This is a genomic window from Pseudomonas sp. WPR_5_2 (genome assembly GCF_003634475.1).
Lineage (GTDB): Bacteria > Pseudomonadota > Gammaproteobacteria > Pseudomonadales > Pseudomonadaceae > Aquipseudomonas > Aquipseudomonas izuensis.
In genome coordinates, this window is record NZ_RBLA01000001.1 from 1,159,426 (window position 1) to 1,181,594 (window position 22,169).

The 22,169-nt window shown below is 61.6% G+C and carries 17 protein-coding genes; 9 read left to right on the forward strand and 8 right to left on the reverse strand.

Going from position 1 to position 22,169, the window contains the following annotated elements:
• Positions 1–188 precede the first annotated feature (188 nt).
• The 8 genes from BJ917_RS05185 to BJ917_RS05220 all read left to right on the forward strand — a co-directional run bounded on the left by BJ917_RS05185 (position 189) and on the right by BJ917_RS05220 (position 9,739).
• Positions 189–2,996: a LuxR C-terminal-related transcriptional regulator gene (locus BJ917_RS05185; protein ID WP_121102394.1), complete on the forward strand. Its 2,808-nt coding sequence runs from the start codon at positions 189–191 to the stop codon at positions 2,994–2,996.
• Positions 2,997–3,304: 308 nt separating this feature from the next.
• Entirely contained in the window at positions 3,305–4,405 is a 1,101-nt protein-coding gene (locus tag BJ917_RS05190; protein WP_246218887.1) for an acyl-CoA dehydrogenase family protein, read from the forward strand.
• A gap of 27 nt (positions 4,406–4,432) precedes the next feature.
• Positions 4,433–5,617 (forward strand): lipid-transfer protein, encoded by a 1,185-nt coding sequence (locus tag BJ917_RS05195; protein ID WP_121102396.1) that lies wholly within the window; start codon positions 4,433–4,435, stop codon positions 5,615–5,617.
• A gap of 29 nt (positions 5,618–5,646) precedes the next feature.
• On the forward strand, positions 5,647–6,087 hold the full coding sequence (locus BJ917_RS05200) for a MaoC family dehydratase N-terminal domain-containing protein (RefSeq protein ID WP_121102398.1): 441 nt from the start codon (positions 5,647–5,649) through the stop codon (positions 6,085–6,087).
• Between the two features lie 14 nt (positions 6,088–6,101).
• Complete coding sequence (locus BJ917_RS05205; protein WP_096510512.1) at positions 6,102–6,518, forward strand: MaoC family dehydratase; 417 nt, start codon at positions 6,102–6,104, stop codon at positions 6,516–6,518.
• 30 nt (positions 6,519–6,548) lie between these two features.
• Complete coding sequence (locus tag BJ917_RS05210; protein WP_096510511.1) at positions 6,549–7,373, forward strand: SDR family NAD(P)-dependent oxidoreductase; 825 nt, start codon at positions 6,549–6,551, stop codon at positions 7,371–7,373.
• A gap of 236 nt (positions 7,374–7,609) precedes the next feature.
• Positions 7,610–9,181 carry an arylsulfatase gene (locus BJ917_RS05215; protein WP_121102401.1) on the forward strand — a complete coding sequence of 524 codons (1,572 nt, stop codon included), beginning with the start codon at positions 7,610–7,612 and terminating at the stop codon, positions 9,179–9,181.
• Between the two features lie 105 nt (positions 9,182–9,286).
• On the forward strand, positions 9,287–9,739 hold the full coding sequence (locus tag BJ917_RS05220) for a hypothetical protein (protein ID WP_096510509.1): 453 nt from the start codon (positions 9,287–9,289) through the stop codon (positions 9,737–9,739).
• Between the two features lie 62 nt (positions 9,740–9,801).
• Here the strand turns inward: BJ917_RS05220 and BJ917_RS05225 are convergent, their stop codons facing one another.
• The 7 genes from BJ917_RS05225 to BJ917_RS05255 all read right to left on the reverse strand — a co-directional run bounded on the left by BJ917_RS05225 (position 9,802) and on the right by BJ917_RS05255 (position 18,707).
• Positions 9,802–11,118 carry an MFS transporter gene (locus BJ917_RS05225; RefSeq protein ID WP_121102403.1) on the reverse strand — a complete coding sequence of 439 codons (1,317 nt, stop codon included), beginning with the start codon at positions 11,116–11,118 and terminating at the stop codon, positions 9,802–9,804.
• Positions 11,119–11,273: 155 nt separating this feature from the next.
• A complete protein-coding gene (locus tag BJ917_RS05230) occupies positions 11,274–12,491 on the reverse strand; it encodes a fumarylacetoacetate hydrolase family protein (protein ID WP_121102406.1) in 1,218 nt (405 codons plus the stop codon).
• 118 nt (positions 12,492–12,609) lie between these two features.
• Entirely contained in the window at positions 12,610–13,704 is a 1,095-nt protein-coding gene (locus BJ917_RS05235; protein ID WP_121102408.1) for an Ldh family oxidoreductase, read from the reverse strand.
• 54 nt (positions 13,705–13,758) lie between these two features.
• Positions 13,759–15,306 (reverse strand): UxaA family hydrolase, encoded by a 1,548-nt coding sequence (locus BJ917_RS05240; RefSeq protein ID WP_096510505.1) that lies wholly within the window; start codon positions 15,304–15,306, stop codon positions 13,759–13,761.
• 164 nt (positions 15,307–15,470) lie between these two features.
• On the reverse strand, positions 15,471–16,433 hold the full coding sequence (locus tag BJ917_RS05245) for a LysR family transcriptional regulator (RefSeq protein WP_121102410.1): 963 nt from the start codon (positions 16,431–16,433) through the stop codon (positions 15,471–15,473).
• A 144-nt stretch (positions 16,434–16,577) separates the two neighbouring features.
• Entirely contained in the window at positions 16,578–16,853 is a 276-nt protein-coding gene (locus BJ917_RS05250) for a hypothetical protein (RefSeq protein ID WP_096510503.1), read from the reverse strand.
• A 234-nt stretch (positions 16,854–17,087) separates the two neighbouring features.
• Positions 17,088–18,707 carry a mechanosensitive ion channel family protein gene (locus BJ917_RS05255; RefSeq protein WP_096510502.1) on the reverse strand — a complete coding sequence of 540 codons (1,620 nt, stop codon included), beginning with the start codon at positions 18,705–18,707 and terminating at the stop codon, positions 17,088–17,090.
• A gap of 240 nt (positions 18,708–18,947) precedes the next feature.
• Here BJ917_RS05255 and lldD point away from each other — a divergent pair, with 240 nt between their 5' ends.
• Positions 18,948–20,090, forward strand: a complete 1,143-nt coding sequence (gene lldD, locus BJ917_RS05260; RefSeq protein ID WP_121102411.1) for an FMN-dependent L-lactate dehydrogenase LldD — start codon at positions 18,948–18,950, stop codon at positions 20,088–20,090.
• Between the two features lie 113 nt (positions 20,091–20,203).
• Here the strand turns inward: lldD and BJ917_RS05265 are convergent, their stop codons facing one another.
• Positions 20,204–21,733: an MFS transporter gene (locus tag BJ917_RS05265; protein ID WP_121102413.1), complete on the reverse strand. Its 1,530-nt coding sequence runs from the start codon at positions 21,731–21,733 to the stop codon at positions 20,204–20,206.
• Positions 21,734–22,169: the final 436 nt, after the last annotated feature.

Below are 22,169 nucleotides of genomic sequence, written 5' to 3' on the forward strand. Positions count from 1 at the left end.
GGCGTTCACGCCTGGAAGTCCCAGGCAGCACTCCTGTGTTGATGCCGTCCAGTAGAACAACCCCTGCACCGCCGCCCACCACCCGCATCGGGTGGCGAAGGCCCGACACAGGGTCATGAGGTTCAAGCTCTGGGTTACACTCGAAGGGATTCATGCACTCTTAAAACAAAAAAGATTCGGACAACCCCATGGACAAACACCGCAAGTCCACCGCATCGGACACTCCATCCAGCCAGGTCTCGAATCCGACTCAGTCTCCGATCGTCAGCACCAAACTGATCCCGCCGCGCAACGCGGGACGCCTGATTTCCCGGGAGCGCCTGCAAGATCAAATGCTCAAGGCTCGCCGCCAGCGCTGTATCGTGCTCAAGGGCCCGGCCGGTTGCGGCAAGACGTCTACCCTGATCGCCTGGCGCCAGGCGCTGCTGCCACTGGGTTTTGAGGTTGCGTGGCTGACGCTGTCGGCCGATGACAACGAACTGACCCGGTTCCTGGACTATTTGCTGGCCAGCCTCGGCCAGATCAACCCGACGCTGGTCCACGAAGCCACCCAACTGGAAGGTCGCGGCATCGACAGCGAAGCGGTGGAACGGACCGTCATCACCCTGGTGCGCAGCATGGCCAGTCGTGGCCGCGAACTGGTGCTGGTACTCGATGACCTGCACCACCTGACCGATGTGGGCATCCATCAAGCCCTGCAATGGCTGATTGATTACGCGCCGGCGAACCTGCACCTGGCACTGGTGTCGCGTACGGCGGTGCCGTTATCCCTGGCGCGCTTGCGCAGCCAGGAACTGGTGCTGGAACTGAACCTGCGCGACCTGCGCTTTACACCCGCCGAGTCCGAGCAGTTCCTCAAGGCACAGTTGGGCGAGATCAACGCCCGCGACGCCCGGCAAATACACGAACTAACCGATGGTTGGGTAGCCGGACTACAACTGCTGGCAGTCAGCCGCAAGAAAAATCGCCCCGCCGCCGTCGACCAGACCCACGTCCGGGACGATCAGGCGTTCGCGAAGTTTTTCGAAGTCGAAGTGCTGTCACACCTGTCGCCGACGGACCTGGACCTGATGCTGCTCATGGCCGTCTGCAACCGTTTCTGCGCTTCTTTGTGCGCCGCCCTCAGCGGCAAGCCGGAAGCGGTGCACGAGGCCAATGCCCTGATCGCGCGGCTGGAACGGGACAACCTGTTCCTGATCCCGGTGGACGGTGCCGGGCGTGAAACCTGGTATCGCCTGCACCCGCTGCTGCGCGAAACATTGCTCAAGTACTTCGACTCACGCAGCACGACCGAACAGCAGGCGGTGCATGCACGGGCCTGGGTCTGGTTCCATGATCATCAGTATCTGGATGAAGCGGTGCACCATGCCGTCATGGCTGGCGACCCCGATGCCGCCGCCGACCTGGTGGAACAACACGCCGAAGCGCTGTATGCCCATGGCGACCTGCGCATGTTGATCGAATTGGTGCGTCTGCTTCCGTTCGAGCAAGTGCAGGCGCGGGTCAAACTGCGCATTCTCAAGGCCCGGCTGCAACTCTATGCCCGGGATTTCGCGGCCTGCGCCCATAGCCTCGATCAGCTGCTCCACGACGTCCCCGAAAATGATGTCCATGATCGCTTCATGATTGCGCTGCTGCGCGCCTCCCTGGCCCTGCAACGCGATGACACGGACGCCGCAATGGCTGTGCTGCCGCAACTGCTCGATCCGCCGCCCGGCAGCAACGCCGTTGCGGTTGGCTCGTGCATCAATATCCTGTCGTGGCTCTACATGCATCGGGGTGACTACGAAAGGGCCCGTCAGGTGCAACTCGACCGCCCTGCCTTGCTGATCAATGGCGAACCGCTGCTGGGCACCACGGCGGGCAGCCTCCAGGGGCGTTGCCTGGTCGGGTTGAGTCACGCCCTGGAAGGCCAGATGAAGCAGGCGGAACGGGTTTATCGCGATGTGCTGCATGAAGCCGCCCAGTGCGGAAAAGCCGGGACCGACGCGACCTACCTCGCCACCGCCCTGTTGGGCGAGGTGCTCTACGAAACCAATGACCTGGACGCCGCGTTCAAACTGCTGGCGGGCTGGGTCGATATTCTCGAGCGGATTTCGATTCCGGACTCGGTCCTGCGCGTGCTCCAGGTGCTGTGGAAGGTGCAGTGGCTGGCCGGTAACCATCAGGAAGCGTTCGCCTTCATCGACCGACTCGATGAGTACGCGATCAAGCTTGGCCTGGAACGCTTGCAGACCTACTGCCTGACCTGGCAGGTGTACTGGAATACTTTGCTCGGCGAGACAGCCGTCGCTCAGGCCAAACTGGCCCGGATGGAGGCCATCGACGCCCGTCACCGCGATAGCGGGCCCAGCGCCTTCAAGGAAATCAACATCCTCACCGAGAACGTGCGGGCGCGCTGGCAAATTCACCAGGGTGACCTGGACGGTGCGCTGCAACGCATTGACCGGCTGATTGAAACCTGTGACCTGCAACGTCGGCAGTTGGCCACCGTGCGGCTGATGGTCCTGAGTGCCGTGATCGAGTCCCGCCGCGGTCATCCGCAGATTGCGCGGGCACGGGTGATGGAAGCGCTGCGCCGCGGGCAACGTTTCGGCATGCTGCGCAGCCTGATCGACGCCCACCCCGATGCACTGGACCTGATATCCGACATCGCCGGTAAAGAGGAAAACCTCGACCCGGTACTGGCGTTTTATGTCGAGCGCCTGCAAGCGGCGCAGATCTCGACACCCGCCATATCGACGGGCAAACCGGCACTGGCCGCGCCGGCAAAACCACTCGCCACCGGCATCGAGCCGTTGAGCGACCGCGAAATCGAAGTGGTGCGCCTGCTGGCCCAGGCCCTGCCCAACAAAAAAATCGCCCGCGCCCTGGGCCTGTCCCCGGAAACCGTGAAATGGCACCTGAGCCATATCTACAGCAAACTCGGCGTCAACAGCCGCGATGAAGCGGTAGCGCGGGTGCGGGATCTGGAATCGCAGGATGGGCAAACCTGAGGCGCCACACTGCCCTGTAGGAGCAAAGCTTGCTCGCGATGGCGGTGTGTCATCCGCCACAGATGCTGGATGTGCCGGCCTAATCGCGAGCAAGCTTTGCTCCTACAGGGCTCGCGAAGTCCCCAGATCAAGATACATACCCCGCCACCCACCTCGGGTGGCGTTCGCCCAGCCCCCCCGCCCTATCGTAATCCTCAGTTCAAAGGCGCACCTCGCGCCTTGCATCAGCGCCTGGCCCAGGCCGGCCTGTGATCATTGAGGAGTCTTGCGTGCACATCGCCCGAACCGTTTTCCGCGACGACCATGAGATGTTCCGCACCACCGTGCGGCGCTTTTTCGAGCGTGAATGCCTGCCGCGCCAGGCCGAGTGGGACAAGGCCGGACAGGTCGACCGCGAAACCTGGCTCAAGGCCGGTCGCGAAGGCCTGCTCGGCATCACCTTGCCCACCGAATACGGTGGCGGCGGCGGTGATTTCGGGCACTGCGCGGTGTTCAACGAAGAGTTCGCCCGGGCCGGCATCAGCGGCGCCTACTTTGGCATGCACTCCGACGTCATTGCCCCGTATATCAACCGTTGCGGCAACGAAGCACAAAAGCAGAAATGGCTGCCAGGCATCTGCGCCGGCGAGATCATCCTGGCCATCGCCATGACCGAACCCGGCACCGGCAGCGACCTCAAGGCCGTGCGCACCACCGCCGTGCGCGACGGCGACGAGTATGTGATCAATGGCAGCAAGACCTTCATCAGCAACGGCCTGACCGCCGACCTGGTCATTGTCGTGTGCAAGACCGATCCGGCCGCCGGGGCCAAGGGCATCAGCCTGATTGCCGTGGAAACCAGCCGCGCCGGCTTCAAGCACGGGCGCAAGCTGGACAAGGTCGGTCAGCACGCCCAGGACACCGCCGAGCTGTTCTTCGACAACGTGCGCGTGCCGGTCGGTAATCGCCTCGGCGAGGAAGGCCTGGGCTTCACCTACCTGATGGGCGAACTGCCGCAAGAACGCTTCTCCATCGCCATTTCCGCCGCCGCCAAACTGGAGCGCCTGCTGGAACAGACCACCGAATACGTCAAGGACCGCAAGGCCTTCAACCAGACCGTGTGGGACTTCCAGAACAGCAAATTCAAGCTTGCCGACATCAAGGCCCAGGCCACCGCCATGCGGGTGATGGTCGATCACTACCTGGGCGAACACATGCGCCGGCGCCTGACCCTCGAAGAAGCGGCCATCGCCAAGCTCTACACCACCGAAACCCTGTGGAAATGCATCGACGACATGGTCCAGCTGCACGGCGGCTACGGCTACATGATGGAGTACCCGATCGCCCGCGCCTTCGTCGACATGCGCGTCAACCGCATCTACGGCGGCACCAGTGAAGTCATGCGCGAATTGATCGCGCGCAAGCTCTGACCCTCAAAAACAAAAAGGAAAAACTCGATGAGCAATAAGGTATTCGTTGCTGGCGTCGGCATGATCCAGTTCAAGAAGCCGGGGACCAACGAGCCCTACGACGTGATGGGCGAACAGGCGATCCGCCAGGCCCTGGCGGACTCGGGCCTGGACTTCAACGACATCCAGCAGGCCTACGCCGGCTACGTCTATGGCGATTCCACCTGCGGCCAGAAAGCCCTGTATCGCGTGGGCATGAGCGGCATCCCGCTGATCAACGTCAACAACAACTGCGCCACCGGTTCCTCGGCGCTGTTCCTCGCCCGTCAAGCGGTCGCCAGCGGCGCGGTGGATTGCGCCCTGGCTTTTGGTTTCGAGCAAATGAACCCTGGTGCGTTGAAATCGGCCTGGACCGACCGTGCCCCGGCCACCGAGCGTGCGCTCAATTTGACCAACGAACTGGTGGGCATGCCTGACCTGCCGACCGCCATCCGCCAGTTCGCCGGGGCCGGTTTTGCGCACATGCAAAAGTACGGCACCCGCCTCGACACCTTCGCCAAAATCCGCGCCAAGGCCAGCCGCCACGCGGCCAACAACCCGCTGGCGGTGTTCCGCAACGTGGTCAGCACCGAAGAAGTGTTGGCCGCACCGATGCTCTGGGAAGGTGTGCTGACCCGCCTGATGGCCTGCCCGCCCACCTGTGGTGCCGCCGCCAGCATCGTAGTGTCCGAAGCCTTCGCGAAAAAACACGGGCTGCGCACCGACGTGATGATCGCTGGCCAGGCGCTGACCACCGACCTGCCTAGCACCTACGACGCCAACGACATGATCCGCGTGGTCGGTTTCGACATGACCCGCATGGCGGCCGACATCGCCTACAACCAGGCCGGCATCGGCCCGAAAGACATCGACGTCATCGAGTTGCACGACTGCTTCGCCCAGAACGAACTGCTGACCTACGAAGGCTTGGGACTGTGTAGCGAAGGCGGTGGCGAGCAGCTGGTCTGCGACGGCGACAACACTTACGGCGGCGAATGGGTGACCAACCCGTCCGGCGGCCTGCTCTCCAAGGGTCACCCGCTGGGCGCCACCGGCCTGGCCCAGTGCTACGAGCTGACCCACCAACTACGCGGCACCGCCGAGCAACGCCAGGTGCAGAACGCGCGTATTGCCGTGCAGCACAACCTCGGCCTCGGTGGCGCCTGCGTGGTGACCGTGTACCAGAAAAACTGACGCGCCCGGCAATCAAAGGAGCCATCCGGATGATCGACAAGAAACACATCGGCAGACAGCTGCCCACCTTCCTCGCCACCGCCGAAGCCGGGCAACTGCGCTTTTTCGCCAAGGCCACCGGGGAAACCAACCCGATCTATTTCGACGAGCAGGCCGCCCGTGACGCCGGTTATCCGAACCTGCCGTTGCCGCCGACCTTTCTGTTCTCGCTGGAATTCCAGATCCCGTCCAACGCCTGGCGTGACGAACTGGGGATCGTCACCGCCCGCATCCTGCACGGTGTAGAGTCCTTCCGTTACCACCGCATGGCCTACGCCGGCGACACCCTGCGCTTCGATGTGCGCATCGCCGACATCTACGACAAGAAAGGTGGCGCCCTGGAGTTCGTGGTGCGCGAAACCCGGGTGACCAATCAGCACGGTGAGCACGTTGCGGACCTGCGCAGTGTGCTTGTGCAGCGCAACAGCTGAAGCGGAGAAGACTGATGAATGCGATAAGCCTGGAAAAAATCAACATCGGCGACAGCCTGCCGCCATTGGCATTGCCACCGATCAACCGTACCACCCTGGCGCTGTTCGCCGGTGCGTCGGGTGATCACAACGCCATTCACATCGACACCGATTACGCCCGCCGCGCCGGCATGCCGGACGTGTTTGCCCACGGCATGTTGTCGATGGCCTACCTCGGTCGCCTGCTGACCCAATGGGTCGATCAGCGCCAGTTGCGCGAATTCGGCGTGCGTTTTCTCGGCATCACCCACCTGGGTCACCAGATCACCTGCACCGGTGCTGTCGTCGACCGCTTCGAAGTCGATGGCGAACAGCGGATCAAGGTCGAAGTGCGCACCACCAATCAATACGGCGAGACCAAGATTGTTGGTGACGCCGTGATCGCTCTGTAAACAAAACCAATCATTGAGGAGCAACACCCCATGGCAAAACTCGACGGCAAAGTCGCACTGGTCACCGGTTCCGGCCGTGGCATCGGCCAGCAGATCGCCCTGAAACTGGCGAGCGAAGGCGCGCGCATCGTGATCAACGACCTGGACGCCGATCCGGCCCACGAGACCGCGGAGATGATTCGCCAGATGGGCGGTGAAGCCGCCGTCTGCCACGGCAACGTCAGCGCCCCGGACTTCGGCGACCGCTACGTCAAGACCGCGATGGACAATTTCGGCGGCATCGACATCATCGTCAACAATGCCGGCTACACCTGGGACGACGTGATCCAGAAGATGAGCGACGAGCAGTGGTACGCGATCCTCGACTGCCACATGACCGCGCCCTTCCGCATCCTGCGTGCCGCCTACCCGATCATCAAGGCGCAGGCACAAGCCGATGCCGCCGCCGAGCGCGAAGTGTTCCGCAAGGTGGTGAACATCTCGTCGGTATCGGCCCTCAACGGCAACGCCGGGCAGATGAACTATTCCTCGGCCAAGGCCGGTGTGATCGGCATGACCCGTGCCCTGGCCCGTGAATGGGGCCGTTTCAAGGTCAACGTCAACGCCGTGGCCTTCGGTTTCATCGAGACCCGCATGACCAAGGCTGACGCCCATGCCGGCGCCACGGTGAACATCGAAGGTCGTGACATCCGTGTCGGCATCAGCCCGGAAGCGGCCAAGTCGTTCGCCCAGCGCAACCCGTTGGGTCGACCGGGCACCGTGCAGGAAGCCGCCGACGCGGTGTATCTGTTCTGCTCGCCGGAGTCGAACTACATCACCGCGCAGACCATTGCCGTAGCCGGCAATCTGCAATAACCCCTGCAGCCCGGATGCACCATTCCCCCCTGTGGGAGCGAGCCTGCTCGCGATGGACGTCAACGATGACGCGCCCTGTCTGAATGATCGCGATATCTGGACGTTTTTCGCGAGCAGGCTCGCTCCTACAGGGGATATGTGATCCGCCACCTGATCCGGGTGGAGCGTTGTCGCTGGCGTCCTTCGAACATGGGACCGTCGCCCTTCGCGACGCCCGACAACAAGGAGCCAGTCAGATGACTCGCATAACCAAGTGGCTGCCGGCACTCGCCCTGGCGGCGATTTCGGCAACCGCCGCCGCTGCCGAAAAACCCAATATCCTGGTGATCTTCGGCGATGACATCGGCCAGACCAACATCAGCGCCTATTCCATGGGCGTGGTCGGCTACAAGACCCCGAACATCGACCGCATCGCCCATGAAGGCATGCTGTTCACCGATTACTACGCGGAAAACAGCTGCACCGCCGGGCGTTCGTCGTTCATTACTGGCCAGTCTCCCCTGCGCACCGGCCTGACCAAGGTTGGCGTACCCGGCGCGCCGATTGGCATTCAGAAACGCGACATCACCATTGCCCAGGCCCTCAAATCCCAGGGCTACGCCACCGGCCAGTTCGGCAAGAACCACCTCGGCGACAAGGATGAGTTCCTGCCGACCAACCACGGTTTCGACGAGTTCTTCGGCAACCTCTACCACCTCAACGCCGAAGAGGAACCGGAGCGCCCGTACTGGCCAAAAGACGACCCGGACTTCGTCAAATCCCGCACGCCCCGCGGCGTGATCCACAGCTACGCCGACGGCAAGATCGAAGACACCGGTGCGTTGACCACCAAGCGCATGGAAACCATCGACGACGAAACCACCGCTGCGGCGCAGGCGTTCATCGAGAAGCAGGCCAAGGCGGATAAACCGTTCTTCGTCTGGATGAACACCACGCGCATGCACCTGTTCACCCACGTGCGCGAGTCGATGAAGGGCCAGAGCGGCATGCCGGGCAACGATTACGCCGATGGCATGCTGGAGCACGACGGTGACGTCGGCAAACTGCTGAAAACCCTCGACGACCTGAAAATCAGCGACAACACCATCGTCGTCTACACCACTGACAACGGCCCCAACCAATTCTCCTGGCCGGATGCGGCGACCACGCCGTTCCGTAACGAGAAGAACTCCAACTGGGAAGGCGCCTACCGGGTGCCGGCCATCGTGCGCTGGCCGGGCAAGATCAAGGCCGGCGAAGTCTCCAACGAGATGTTCTCGGGCATGGACTGGTTCCCGACCCTGCTGGCGGCGGCCGGCGACAGCGAAGTGAAGGACAAGCTGCTCAAGGGATGGTCACCGACAGCCGGCGGTACCAGCTTCAAGGTGCACCTGGATGGCTACAACCAACTGCCGTACCTGACCGGGAAGCAACCAAAAGGCGAGCGTCGCGAGTTCTACTACTTCAACGACGACGGCGTGCTGGTGTCCATGCGTTACGACAACTGGAAAGTAGTGTTCGCCGAACAACGGGAACCCGGTGGTTTTGCGGTGTGGAGCAGCCCGTTCGTGCCGTTGCGCGTGCCGAAACTGTTCAACTTGCGCATGGACCCGTACGAGCGGGCGGACAGTGTCTCCGACCAGTATTACGACTGGACCGTGAAGAACTCCTACCTGCTGGCTGCCGGAGTGGCCAAGGCCGCGAGGTTCCTGCAAACCTTCGTCGAGTTCCCGCCGAGCCAGAAGCCCGCCAGCTTCAGCATCGACCAGATCCGCGCGGCGGTGGATGCGAAGATCGAAGAGAAGAGCAAGGCCCAGGCCAAACCTTGAACAGCGGCCGTCGCCTGCCTTGCGGCGGGTGGGGGCTTTCGCTCGCAGTGATTTGAGCTATACCCACTAATCTCCCATTGCAGTTATTCAATTCAGGAGGTTGGCATGAAGTTCAGATATGCACTCGCAATTCTAACCGCCACCGCGAGCCTCTACGGCTGCACCACTTCATCGGGCCATGGGGTAATGGTCCCTTTGAATGCCACCCGGCAAAACGCCGGAGAGATCGGCAATGTCACGCTGGCTGATTGGGACAAACAAACCGGACTCAGTTTCTTCATCAGTGGTATCCCCAACGGCACCTCGCTGCCGTTGCGCATCTACAGCTTCATCTACAAGGGCAGCTGCCAACAACCCGGGCCGGTCGCCTACGCCATGAACGATCGCGTCAACACCGAGCGCCAGGCCATCAAGGGCTGGGCGTTTTCCAGAAGCGTACCCGTCCCCATGGCGACTCTGCTGTCCGGCGGTTACTCCATCGTCGTGCGATCCGCACCGCCCGATGGCAACGTCGATCTCTTTTGCGGGGACATCCCGCAAGCAGCTACACAGAAATAGAAAAAGGGAGGGGGCGACGCTTGCTGCGTCGCCCTTCTCCCGTCGCCAAAGACGCGGGGCCTTTACTCGGTCACACCGACGATGTGCTCAGGTGCAGGCTCGGCAGAACCGATTGGCGCGTTGAGCAGCAGGAAGTACGCCAGGGCCGAACACAACGCCACCACCGCACTGATCATGAACGCGGTATTGAACGAACCCGAGTACTGGATGCTGAAGCCGGTGACGATCGGCGCGACGGAGCCGGCGATGTAGCCGCCGAAGTTCTGGATCGATCCGAATGAAGCCACCCGGCGGCTGTCGACGATGGTATTGACGATCATCCAGGCCGTGGCGCTGGCCATGTTGATGCTGAACAGCGCCAGGCACAGCAGGATGATGCAACCGGTCAGGTCGGTGACAAACGACAGTGGCAAGGTGAATAGCGCCGCCAGCACCAGGCCGGTGATCACGCCGAATTTGCGGCTGGCGAGAACACTTTTGCCACGGCGTACCAGCAGGTCGCAGAAGCGCCCGGCGACGATGGTGCCCACCGCGCCGAAACCATAGGCCAGCGACACCAGCCACGCGGTCTTGTACAGGTTCATGCCGTGCTCGCGCTCGAAGTAACCGGGCAACCAGGTCAAGTGCAGCCACAGCATGTAGATCACACCCATGAAGCCCAGGACCGCCCCCCAGGTGCTGCGGTGCTTGAACAGGTCGAGCCAGCCGGCAAAGTAGGACACCTTCGGCGCTTGAGGGTTGGTCACTTGTACCTGAGGTTTTTTCTCGGTGGGCAATGGCTTGCCTTCAGCCGCGAGTTCGGCCAGGTATTGCGCCTTGCTCTTGTAGAAGGTCAGCCAGCACAACGCCAGGATGACACCGAGCGCGCCGGTGATGATGAACATGCCGCGCCAGCCGAAGTTGACCATGAACAGTGTCAGCAAGGGCGGCGCCAGGCATGGGCCCAGGCAGGTCGACGACCAGACGATCCCGGTCGGCGTGCCGCGCTCGTTGGCATCGAACCATTCGGACAGAGCCTTGGCCGCCGAGGGGAACATCGGTGCCTCGCCAATCCCCAGCAGGACGCGCAGGCCCATGAAGCCGGCAAAGCTGTTGACCATGCCGAACGTCGACTGAGCCACCGACCAGGCCAGCAACGAGGCGCCCAGGGCGATCTTGCTGCCCAGGCGGTCGATGATCAGGCCCATCGGCAACTGCGCAAAGGCGTAGGCGATGGAGAAGGCCGACAACAGAATGCCCATCTGCGAAGGGCTGATCATCATGTCCTTCTGGATCGAGGTATTGGCGATCGACAGCGCACTACGGTCCAGGTAGTTGACGATGCCGATCAACAGCAGGAAGACAACGGTGAGGCTTTGATACTTCTTCAGTGTGTTCATCTGATGGCCTTTATTATTGTTATTGAAGCGGTTGCAGGTCTACGCATCCCCCCTGTAGGAGCTGGCTCGCCAGCGAAGACGGTGGATCAGTCGACACTGTCATTGCCTGAACGGACGCTTTCGCTGGCAAGCCAGCTCCTACAGGGGACAAAAAATCAGGGTTGGCGTGCCGTCACCGCCGCCTCAAGCAGGCCGCGCCGGCTCAGGCTGTCGATCAACGAGCGCAGGCCGAAATCCCACGGCGGCGCCTGGTCGCTGGTGGTCACACGGTTGCACAATGTCCCCAACTGCGGGTTGCTGATAGTCACCACATCGCCCGGCTTGTGGGTGAAACCGTTACCCGGCTGGTCGCGGTCCTGCTTGGGGGCGAACAGGGTACCGAGAAACAGCACCAGGCCGTCGGGATATTGATGGTTTTCATTGAGTGTCTGCTGGACCAGGTCGAGCGGGTCGCGGCTGATCTGGCGCATGGAGCTGCGGCCCTCGAGGATGAAACCGTCCAGGCCTTCAACGCGCAGATCCACCTCCGCGTGACGCACGTCATCCAGGTTGAACGTCTCGTCGAACAGACGCAGCAATGGCCCCAGCGCGGTCGAGGCGTTGTTGTCCTTGGCCTTGGACAACAGCAAGGCACTGCGCCCTTCGAAGTCGCGCAGGTTGACGTCGTTGCCGAGCATGGCGCCCTGTACCGTGCCGTTGCTCGACACCGCCAGCACCACTTCCGGTTCCGGGTTGTTCCAGCTCGACTTGGGGTGAATGCCGATGTCGGCGCCATGACCGACCGCCGACAGCGGCTGGGCCTTGGTGAAGATTTCAGCGTCCGGGCCGATGCCCACTTCCAGATACTGGGACCACAGGCCCTGCTCCACCAATACCTTGCGCAAGGCTTCGGCCTGGGCCGAACCCGGTACTATTTGCGACAGGTCGGCACCAATGCGGCTGGCCAGGGTGTCGCGGATCGCGTCGGCCTTGGCCGGATCGCCCTTGGCCTGTTCTTCGACGACGCGCTCCAGCAGGCTGGCGGCGAACGTCACGCCAGCGGCCTTGACCGCTTGCAGGTCGATGGGTGCCAGCAACCACGGCAGGTTTTCGTCGCGCAGGCTCGGGTCGCTGTTGTCCAGCAACGCGGGCAACTCGATCAAGGCTTCGGCCAAGGGCAATGCACGCAGGTACGCCACCGGGTCAGCCACTTCAAGCAGGGCCGAGACGGTGGCTACATGGGCGCTGATATCGTGCACGGCACCCGCCTTGACCAGCACCACGGCCGGCCCCTGCCCCGGCAGCCAGACCCGTCCGACCCAACTGCCGGTATTGAATACGGCGGCGTGGTGGCCCAACCGCAGCGGTGCTTGTGCTTTCGATTCGTTTGTCATGTCTGCACTCTTGTTGTCGTTGTGTGTCATGTCGACGCTCGCTTTCGCTTTTGTAGGAGCGAGCCTGCTCGCGAAGGACCTGAGGGCGACGCGTTTCATCTGGAAATACGCGTTATCGTTAAAGTCCTTCGCGAGCAGGCTCGCGCCTACAGGGAAGTCCGGAAAGCGCGGGCAGTTGCAACTGCCCGGCAGTCCGGTTGAGTTCATCGACCACCTTCTGCGTCAGGCTCACGCCTTCGGCCAGGGCTTGTTCGCGCAGCTTCAGGCCCGCCTGGCCCGGCAAGCGCACCGGGCGCCCGGGATCGACCGGCCGGCTCGCCAGGATCAACTTACTCAGGAACGAACTTTCATCGGTGAAAGCCTCCAGCCCACCGAAGAAGCGCGGGTCAATCACCACGGCCGTGGCCGAGGCGCCCCACTGGTCCGGAGCGTCCTTGCGCCCATACCCGGCCAATCCCGAGGTCAGGGCCTCGACCAGAATCGCCAGGGCAAAACCCTTGTGCCCGAAGGCCTGGCCACCCAGTGGTAGGATGCTGCCCGGCGGCGTGGTGAAAAAGTCGGCCGGGTCGTCGCTCAACCGGCCCTCGTTGCTCATCAACACCGGGTGCGGCAAGGTGCTGCCGGCATCGCGGCACTGGCCGACCAGGCCCAGGGTCACGGTGGACATGCTCACATCCAGCAGGATCGGCTCGCCGCGGGTTGGAATACCGGCGGCAATCGGGTTGGGCGTGTAGACCGGGTCAATCCCGCCATGGGCGCAGACCAGCCCCGCCGACGGGTCCGAGGAATACACCATGGCCACCAGGCCACGGTCAGTGAAGGGTTTCAGGTAAGCGGCCAGGCAACCGATGTGCGAGGCGCGGCGCACCACGGCGATACCGATGCCCTGCGCCGTGGCGCCTTTGGCCGCGCAATCCAGGGCGCGGCTGACACAATAAGGGCCGAGCACATAGTGGCCATCGAACAACGCCGAAATGCCGCTGTCCGAGACCTGCTCGAGCATCCGCGCACTGGCCTTGACCTGCCCGGTCAGCATGCCGCCGATGTAGCGGCTCACCAGGTTGAGGCCGTGGGTACGATGCCCCAGCAGCTCACCTTCGAGCAGTACGCGGGTCACCACCTGGGCGACCTCGGCATCGGCCCCGGCTTTTTCGAACAGTTGCTCGACGAACGTAGTGAGTATTGATGCGGCGTAGCTTTTGGCGTGAGTCATGCTTGCTGCTCCGTGATCCATTGAAGGTCTGTGCGGTGTTGGCCCATCGACCCGTCAGGTCACGGCACCGATTTGCCAGGGCACGAACTCGTTCTGCCCATAACCGTGTTGTTCGCTCTTGCTGCGTTCGCCGGAAGCGATGCGCAACATCTGTTCGAAGATGTAGGCGCCGCGCTCTTCAATAGTGGTGGAACCCTCGGCGATGCCGCCGCAGTTCACGTCCATGTCTTCTTCCTGGTGCTCGAACACCCGGTTGTTGGTCGCCAGCTTGATCGAAGGTGCCGGCGCACAGCCGTAGGCCGAGCCTCTGCCTGTGGTGAAGGCGATCAGGTTGGCGCCGCCGGCGACTTGCCCTGTGGCCGAGACCGGGTCGTAACCCGGGGTGTCCATGAACACCAGCCCCTTGGCCCGAACCGCTTCGGCGTACTGGTACACCTCCACCAGGTTGCTGGAGCCGGCCTTGGCCACGGCGCCCAGGGATTTCTCCAGGATGGTGGTCAGGCCACCGGCCTTGTTGCCGGCCGAGGGGTTGTTGTTCAGTTCAGCGTTCATGCGCCGGCAGTAGTCTTCCCACCAGTGGATACGCGCGATGAGCTTTTCCCCCACCTCGCGGCTCACGGCCCGGCGCGTCAGCAAATGCTCGGCACCGTAGATCTCCGGGGTTTCCGAGAGGATGGCGGTACCACCCGCCGCCACCAGACGGTCAACGGCATTGCCCAGCGCCGGGTTGGCGGTGATGCCCGAGTACCCGTCCGAGCCGCCGCATTGCAGGCCGACGATCAGGTGGCGGGCACTGACGGGCTCGCGCTGCACCTGGTTGGCCTTGGGCAGCAAGGCCTTGACCTGTTCAATGCCGCTGGCGATGGTTTTCGACGTGCCGCCGATGCCCTGGATCGTGAAGGCGCGCAACTGGTCGCTGGCCTCAAGCCCCTGGGTCTCGAGCAGGCTCTCGATCTGGTTGGTTTCACAGCCCAGGCCGATGATCAGTACCGCCGCGAAGTTAGGGTGTACGGCGTAACCACCGAGGGTGCGGCGCAACAGGCCCAAGGCCTCGCCGCCGGGGTCCACTGCGCAGCCGGCGCCGTGGGTCAGCGCCACCACACCGTCGATGTTCGGGAAGGCAGCCAATGCTTCGGGGTGGATATCCCGGCGAAAATGATCGGCCACGGCCCGGGCCACGGTCGCCGAGCAGTTCACCGACGTGAGAATGCCGACGTAGTTGCGGGTCGCGACGCGGCCATCGGCACGTACGATGCCCTGGAACACCGCTTCACTACCGGGGAGGGTGTGGGCATCGACGCCGAAGGCGTAGTCACGGGCAAAGTCGCCCATCTCCACGTTGTGCACATGCACGTGGTCGCCGGCTTCGATGGGTTGCGAAGCGAAACCGATGATTTGTCCATACCGGCGCAGGGGTTGGCCCTGCTCCACGCGCCGGGTGGCGACTTTGTGCCCGGAAGGGATCGGCTGGCGCACGGTGATCGCTTCCGCTTCCAGGCTCAGCCCCTCTGGCAGGGCCTGCCGTGCAATCAGTACGTTGTCCAGGGGGTTGAGGCGAATCACGGCAGTGTCGCCGGTCCGAGTTCTGGCAATCAGTTGCATGGGACCTCTCAGGGCAGTACGGCTGACTTCTTGTTATGGCGCCGCCCCTTCCGTGAAGGGCGAATCTGCGATAACTGTAAGGAGCCAGCCCTGACATTCCCAATGAGATGATCCGATCAACCGATAACCTGGCGTTATCGAATGGCCTGATCGAGTGACCTTAATTAATCAATCGCCACGCCCTCCTCCCGGCGCTGGCGCGCGAAATCGAGCAGGATGTCGGCGAATTCCCGGGCGGAACCGCTCAGGGGTTCGTCCTTGCGGGTGATGATGCCGTACTCCAGCGGAGCCAGCCGCAGCGGGCTCTGCAGCTCCTTGAGCAGGCCACTGTCGAGCTGCGCAGCCACCATGGACCTGGGCAACATGGCGATCATCGGCCCCGATTGCAGCAATTGCAGGAACATCTGCATCGAGATGGTATTGACGCTATCTGCCGGGGAAGCAATGCCGGCGGCCTTGAATGCCAGCTCCAGACGATCGCGGATGGGCGTCCCGATCGGGTACAGCACCCACGGCCACTGGCCCAGCGCTTCAAGCGGCGTACAGTCCAGCTCGTTCAGTGGATGACGGCTGTTGACCACCAGGCTGAAGGGCTCGGGCTCCAACGGCTGGAAGTCAAAGGCCTGGCTGTAACGCTCTTCGGTAAAACGGCCGATCATCAGGTCGAGCTTGTTCTGCTCAAGCATGGACAGCAGGTGGTCGCTGGACTGCTCCACCACCTCAATCGACAGCAAAGGGCTGCGTGCCTTGATCGCGGCGATGGCCTGGGGCAGCACCACCGAAGTGGCCGCAAAAATCCCGCCCACCTTGAGAAAGCCATGGCCGCCCTTGCGCAGCCGGTTGACCTGATCGACGAAGGTGTGTGAATCGGCCAGCGCCCCCTGGGCATAGCGCACCACATACTCGCCAAGCTCCGTGGGCGGCATGCTGCGTGGCAGGCGCTGGAACAGGGCAAAGCCGAACTGCTCCTCCAGATCACGCAGCATCTTGCTCAAGGCGGGCTGGCTGAGGTTCATCTGGATGGCGGTGGTGTGCATGTTGCGCGTGCGTGCCAGGGTGTCGATCAGCACCAGGTGCTTGAAGCGCACCCAGTTGCAGAAGCTGGAATGGGTAATGTCCGACGGCATCGGGGGGTAGTGCCTCTTTAAAATGGGGTGCATCCCGCAGGAGCTGGCTTGCCAGCGAAGAGGCCATGGCAGGCAAGGTGAATCTCGCCCGATGATCCATTCACCGCGCCGCTATTCTCGCTCTGTTGGAGCACAACACTCGTTTTATTTCAGCTCCGTTCTTATTTCGGTTCCGGGCACGAAAAACTTAGTGGGATCATCGACCTTCTTCAGATCAATCAAGGCTCGGCAAACGCAATGGGAGAACTCTTTCTGCAACGTTTCGGGGTCTTTCGATGCCACTTGCGATGCTTGCATGGGTTGTCCCCCGGGCGACTTATAGCAGACACAATTATCCATTCGGGTGATGCCGTACTCAGTTGTGCTCGAACAAGCAGTGGTCAGCAAAGAGATCGCGATGAGCATTGCGAAGCGTTTCATTGGCTCCCCTCCGAGGCGGTTATGAAGGGCTAACGCTAAATAGAACGCAGTGGAGTGATAGTGCCTTCGTCTGCCCTCTGATCAGGCAGGCTGTTGTAACGGCGTGGTGACCGATGAAGGCGGATTTACACCCTGGACGCAAAGCCCGACCTGCTCAATAAGCCCGACAGAAGAAAGCTTAGCTCTCATTTTCCAACGCTCCATCCACTGGTGGCTGTTGGCGGTTTTTTGCCCTCAACGCTGGCGCACATCCCGGGGTTCCTCGGCCGGGGCCGTAAACCATTTGTCTTTAGGCACCCGTTTATCTTTCTCGGGATCGCCCAGGTAGTGCGGCGACATGATTTGCACGCCGTATTCGTTGAAGACGTCCTGAATATTGGCGTGCAGCATGCTCAGCAGCACGGCACGGGGCCGGGGTTGGCTGGGGATGGCCTGCGCCACCAGGCGATATTCGGGATAAAAATCGGACAGCGCGGTCTGGAAGACCTGCGCCGGCGGTTCTTCGAGCACACCCGGCGTGCGCCTGGCGGCTTCCAGCAACATGGCCTCCACCTGGCGCCACGGCGTGTCGTAGCCGATGGTCACCACCGTATCCACCACATAGCCAGGGCCCTGCACCGTGCGGGAGTAATTCTTGGTGACCGTGCCGGTGATCATCGAATTGGGCAAGGTCAGCACTTCCCCCAGACCGGTGCGGATGCTGGTGGTGAACATGCCCAGTTCGGTGACCGTGCCTTCGTATTCGCCGATGCGCACGAACTCACCGGGACGCAAGGTTCGGGTGTACGTCAGGATCAACCCGGCGGCGGCCTGCCCCACCACGCTGGTGGCACCCAGCGAAATCATCAGGCCGATCAGCACGGACAGGCCTTTGAAGGCATCGGTACCCGCGCCGGGCAGATACGGGTACGCCATTGCCAGCGCGAACAGCCAGATCGCCAGGGACGTGAGGCGCTGGGTAGGCTGCAGGGTTTCACGGTTGAGCCACGTAAAGGTTCCCGGCGTCGCCATGCGTCTGAGCACACGGCGACTGAACGCCGTGGCGCCACGGGCGATGAAAAAGATCGCCAGGGCCACACCCAGCCCGGGTATGGCGCCGACGATGGCCTGAAACAGGTAGCTGACCACCTCGAACAGGTAATTGTTGAGGCTTTCACCCCAGGGCCGGGTGTAGGGAAAACGCGACAGGACAAAACCCAGCCACTCATACGTGAGCAGCAGCAAGGCCAGCCATCGCAGCAGCCAAAACAGGCGGATGACCAAGGGGTACAGGTAATTGGCTTCAATGACCTGTACCCGCCCGACTTTCAACGCCCGAGTGTGCCGATCCATCAATTCGGGCAATCGCTTGAGCAATCGGCCTCGCAAATAAGCCACGCCCCAGAGCAGCGCCACGTACACAGTCGTGGCGATGGCCACAGCGAGTAGCGAGCGAAGCATCAGCTTCAGGTTCCGCGCCTCCCGGGTTTCCGCCACCACCTGGCGCAAGTGTTCAGCCGCGCTTTGCGCGGCCTCCTGCACCGAGGCAAAGTCCACGCTGTCGACATCATCGGGCGCCACGATAAAGGCGCGCCTGGCCCCCAACAGCACCAGATAACTGTCGTGGATCGGGTCAAGGGTGACAACAGGCTCGCCGTCCTCATCCAGGGTTTCGCCGATCACTGCTTTCGCCCGCTTGACCCGCGAAACCGGCGCTTCACCGAGCAGCGTGGCGCGGAACACCATGATGCTGCGGTTGGCCACTTTCAATTCGACGGGTTCTTCGATCGGTTTCACAGCGTCCCCGGCCCATAGCAGCATTGACCAGAACAGGCTGAAAACGACCATCGACAAGGCAGGCAACCTGCTCCGCATGTGTCAGTTCCTTATGTCACAGGTTGAGGACAGGGTTAACAAAACGCAGCGTAGTCCAGCGATGAAGGGTTGTCAGATTGTGCCGTGGTCGATATCAAAAGCCGTGTGAGCCGGGATCGACTTGACGCAGAACACCGTTGCTCGCTCCAGGGAAACAAGCGCAACACAGATCCCATGCGCTAACCTGACGCCAGGACTCGACAGCCCAGCCCTCACTCACCGGATCAAGGCCTGCCCTCTATGATCATCTCTTCTGCATCAGACTACCGCGAAGCGGCACGTCGCAAACTCCCCCGTTTTTTGTTCGACTACATCGATGGTGGAGCTTATGCAGAGCATACGCTGCGGGCCAACAGCGCCGATTTGAGCGGGGTCAGCCTGCGCCAGCGCATCCTGAAGAACGTCGAAACCCTGAGCCTGGACACCACCCTCTTCAACCAGCGGCTGTCGATGCCCATCGTGCTGGCGCCGGTAGGGCTGACCGGGATGTTCGCCCGCCGTGGCGAAGTGCAGGCGGTCAAGGCGGCGCAGAACAAAGGGATCCCGTTGTGCCTGTCGACCGTGTCGGTGTGTTCGATCGAGGAAGTCGTGGCCAACACCCAGCAACCGATCTGGTTCCAACTCTATGTGCTGAAGGATCGCGGCTTCATGCGCAACGCGCTGGAGCGGGCACAAGCCGCCGGAGTGCGCAACCTGGTGTTCACGGTCGACATGCCTACCCCCGGCGCCCGCTACCGGGATGCCCACTCGGGCATGTCCGGTCCGTTCGCCTCGTCACGTCGTGTACTCCAGGCCATGACCCGTCCCGATTGGGCCTTCAACGTCGGCGTGATGGGGCGTCCACACGACTTGGGCAATATCTCCAAATACCTGGGCAAAGCCGTCACCCTCGAGGACTACATGGGCTGGCTGGCCAACAATTTCGATCCCTCGATCAGCTGGAGCGATCTGGAGTGGATTCGTGAATTCTGGAAAGGCCCGATGATCATCAAGGGCATTCTCGATCCCGAGGATGCCCGCGACGCGGTCAGCTTCGGTGCAGACGGGATTGTCGTGTCCAACCACGGCGGCCGGCAGCTGGACGGCGTGCTGTCTACCGCCAAGGCGCTGCCGCCGATCATGCAGGCGATCGGCAATGATTTGAGCGTGCTGGTCGACTCGGGCATCCGCTCGGGGCTGGACGTAGTGCGCATGCTGGCGCTGGGGGCGAAAGGTGTCTTGCTGGGCCGCTCGATGGCCTACGCCCTGGCCGCCGACGGCCAGCGCGGGGTGGAGAACATGCTGGATATATTCGCCAAGGAAATGCGCGTGGCCATGACCCTGACCGGCGTCACGTCCATCGATCAAATTGACGAATCCATTTTGGTGCACAACCCCCTGTAGGAGCGAGCTCGCTCGCGATGGAGGCTGAGGCACCTAGGGCATTCAGACAGCCCGCGTTATCGTTGACGACCATCGCGAGCAATCGAGCGTCGACCGGCTGCTCCTACGACGACTCAGCGATTTCCGGCATGACTCAGCGGGTCCCGCACTCGCAAAAAGCGAAATGCAACTAGCGCAAACAGCACAATGAAGCCCGTCATTATGGCGCTTGTCGTCATCATGCCTTCTGTAAAGGCAGCGTTAGCTGCTTCCATAATCCGCGCAGCCACGTCCTCGGGCTGGGTTTGACTGACGGCGTGCGCCCCTCCCAACGTCGCAACTGCCGCAACCACACTTTCGGGTCCGGCCTCAGGAATATCCAAAGACAATCGATACAGCGCCGCTACCGCCCCCCCGATCAACGTGGTACCCATGACCACGCCAACCTCGTAAGCCGTTTCACTGACGGACGAGGCACTTCCGACGCTCTCGGCCGGCACCGAGCCCAATACAAGATCGTTGGAGACGGTGGTGATGGCGGCAATACTGGCGTTGAGCAACACGAAAGCCGCACCTACGATCAGCGCAGTAGGCGCAAGCAACGCCATCATCGCGAAGGCCGCAGCGGCCAGCAGCAGACAGCCGGCAATGACCCTGTTCGGTGCATGTTTTTGCGCCACCGGCACGACGGCAAGGCCGGCGACAATCGCCAATACCTGCCCCGGCACCAATATCAAACTTGCCAGCAGCGGGGACAGCCCAAAGACCAACTGCAACAACTGGGTGGCGAAGAAGATGAAGCCGATCAACAAGCCCAGGCTCACCAGATTCGTCGCAATGGACATGCTGAAGACAGGAGAGGCGAACAACCCGAGGTCCAACAGCGGCTGCTCCAACCGTAGCTGGCGACGGACAAACACTACACCCAGCGATATTCCGGAGAGCGCCCAGATTAAAACCTCGCCGTCGAAACCAACCGTGGCCAGATACTTGAGGCTTAGCATCACTCCCGTCATGGCACCCAGGCTCAGCAAGATGCTCAGATAGTCGATCGACCTGCCCGGCTGCCTTGGCGACTCGGTGATCATCGGCGCCAACAGCAAAACGGGCAGCAAGAACGGTAAAGCAACCAAAAACACCGACTGCCAATCGAAATATTGCAACAGCACTCCGCCCAGCAATGGTCCCAACGCCGAGCCAATAGTCAAGCAAGTTGCCCAGACCGCCACTGCCAAGCGTCGCTCTTCTCGATCCTCAAATGCGGTGCGGATAAGCGCCAGAGTCGCAGGCAAGATCATTGCGCCAAAACAGCCCAACAGCACACGCCCCGCAATCAGATGCCACGCTTGCTGTGAAAACACCACAACCATCGACACCACTGCGAAACCCATACACCCCAAACAAAGCATACGTCGATGACCGAAGCGGTCTCCGGAACTGCCCATAGTCACCAGCAACCCAGCTAGCATCAGAGAATAGGCATCGATCATCCACAATTGCTCGGCAGCGGACGGGTTCAATGCGGCAGCGATTCGAGGCAGGGCGAAATTGAGGATCGTGTTATCGATGGTTACCAGCAGGACTGGAAGCATGATCACCAGTAAGGCAGCACCCTTAGAACGATCCTGGATTATGGAGACTAGGGGGGATGCCGTTCTTTGCATTAGTCGCTTTTCCTTGATGGGCTCAATGTTCTTCACAGTTTGAAAGTCGTTTTCAGCGCCCTCGAAGACCCTATTTCAAATAAAAAATTATCGCCAACCACGAAATTTCAATCCAACCAACAACAAAGACACATCTCACACTTTGAAAATAAGCACCTGAAGGAGATTTCTCACGCCTCACCACAACTTCACTTACCCAAACGTAACTAAAGAACCAAATTCAGCTCGCAATAGATCAATACAGACGCACCATTGCCAGCCAAAAATGCCCAATTGCCAACGAAAAACGCTTGGGCAACGCGATCATCCAGACAGCCCGCGTTATCGTTGACCTCCATCGCGAGCAGGCTCGCTCCTACAGGTGGTTCATTACGGCCACAAACATCAAAAAATTCAGATGTCAGCCTACAAACATATGAATTTTCTTTGATGTATT

Bases quoted from the DNA above. Each gene is read 5' to 3' on its own strand.
- BJ917_RS05225 (WP_121102403.1), bottom strand. From the start codon at position 11,118: ATGAACACACTGAAGAAGTATCAAAGCCTCACCGTTGTCTTCCTGCTG.
- BJ917_RS05205 (WP_096510512.1), top strand. From the start codon at position 6,102: ATGAATGCGATAAGCCTGGAAAAAATCAACATCGGCGACAGCCTGCCG.
- BJ917_RS05235 (WP_121102408.1), bottom strand. From the start codon at position 13,704: ATGACTCACGCCAAAAGCTACGCCGCATCAATACTCACTACGTTCGTC.
- BJ917_RS05215 (WP_121102401.1), top strand. From the start codon at position 7,610: ATGACTCGCATAACCAAGTGGCTGCCGGCACTCGCCCTGGCGGCGATT.
- BJ917_RS05240 (WP_096510505.1), bottom strand. From the start codon at position 15,306: ATGCAACTGATTGCCAGAACTCGGACCGGCGACACTGCCGTGATTCGC.
- BJ917_RS05195 (WP_121102396.1), top strand. From the start codon at position 4,433: ATGAGCAATAAGGTATTCGTTGCTGGCGTCGGCATGATCCAGTTCAAG.
- BJ917_RS05245 (WP_121102410.1), bottom strand. From the start codon at position 16,433: ATGCCGTCGGACATTACCCATTCCAGCTTCTGCAACTGGGTGCGCTTC.
- BJ917_RS05190 (WP_246218887.1), top strand. From the start codon at position 3,305: ATGTTCCGCACCACCGTGCGGCGCTTTTTCGAGCGTGAATGCCTGCCG.
- BJ917_RS05250 (WP_096510503.1), bottom strand. From the start codon at position 16,853: ATGAAACGCTTCGCAATGCTCATCGCGATCTCTTTGCTGACCACTGCT.
- BJ917_RS05220 (WP_096510509.1), top strand. From the start codon at position 9,287: ATGAAGTTCAGATATGCACTCGCAATTCTAACCGCCACCGCGAGCCTC.
- BJ917_RS05210 (WP_096510511.1), top strand. From the start codon at position 6,549: ATGGCAAAACTCGACGGCAAAGTCGCACTGGTCACCGGTTCCGGCCGT.
- lldD (WP_121102411.1), top strand. From the start codon at position 18,948: ATGATCATCTCTTCTGCATCAGACTACCGCGAAGCGGCACGTCGCAAA.
- BJ917_RS05230 (WP_121102406.1), bottom strand. From the start codon at position 12,491: ATGACAAACGAATCGAAAGCACAAGCACCGCTGCGGTTGGGCCACCAC.
- BJ917_RS05265 (WP_121102413.1), bottom strand. From the start codon at position 21,733: ATGCAAAGAACGGCATCCCCCCTAGTCTCCATAATCCAGGATCGTTCT.
- BJ917_RS05185 (WP_121102394.1), top strand. From the start codon at position 189: ATGGACAAACACCGCAAGTCCACCGCATCGGACACTCCATCCAGCCAG.
- BJ917_RS05255 (WP_096510502.1), bottom strand. From the start codon at position 18,707: ATGCGGAGCAGGTTGCCTGCCTTGTCGATGGTCGTTTTCAGCCTGTTC.
- BJ917_RS05200 (WP_121102398.1), top strand. From the start codon at position 5,647: ATGATCGACAAGAAACACATCGGCAGACAGCTGCCCACCTTCCTCGCC.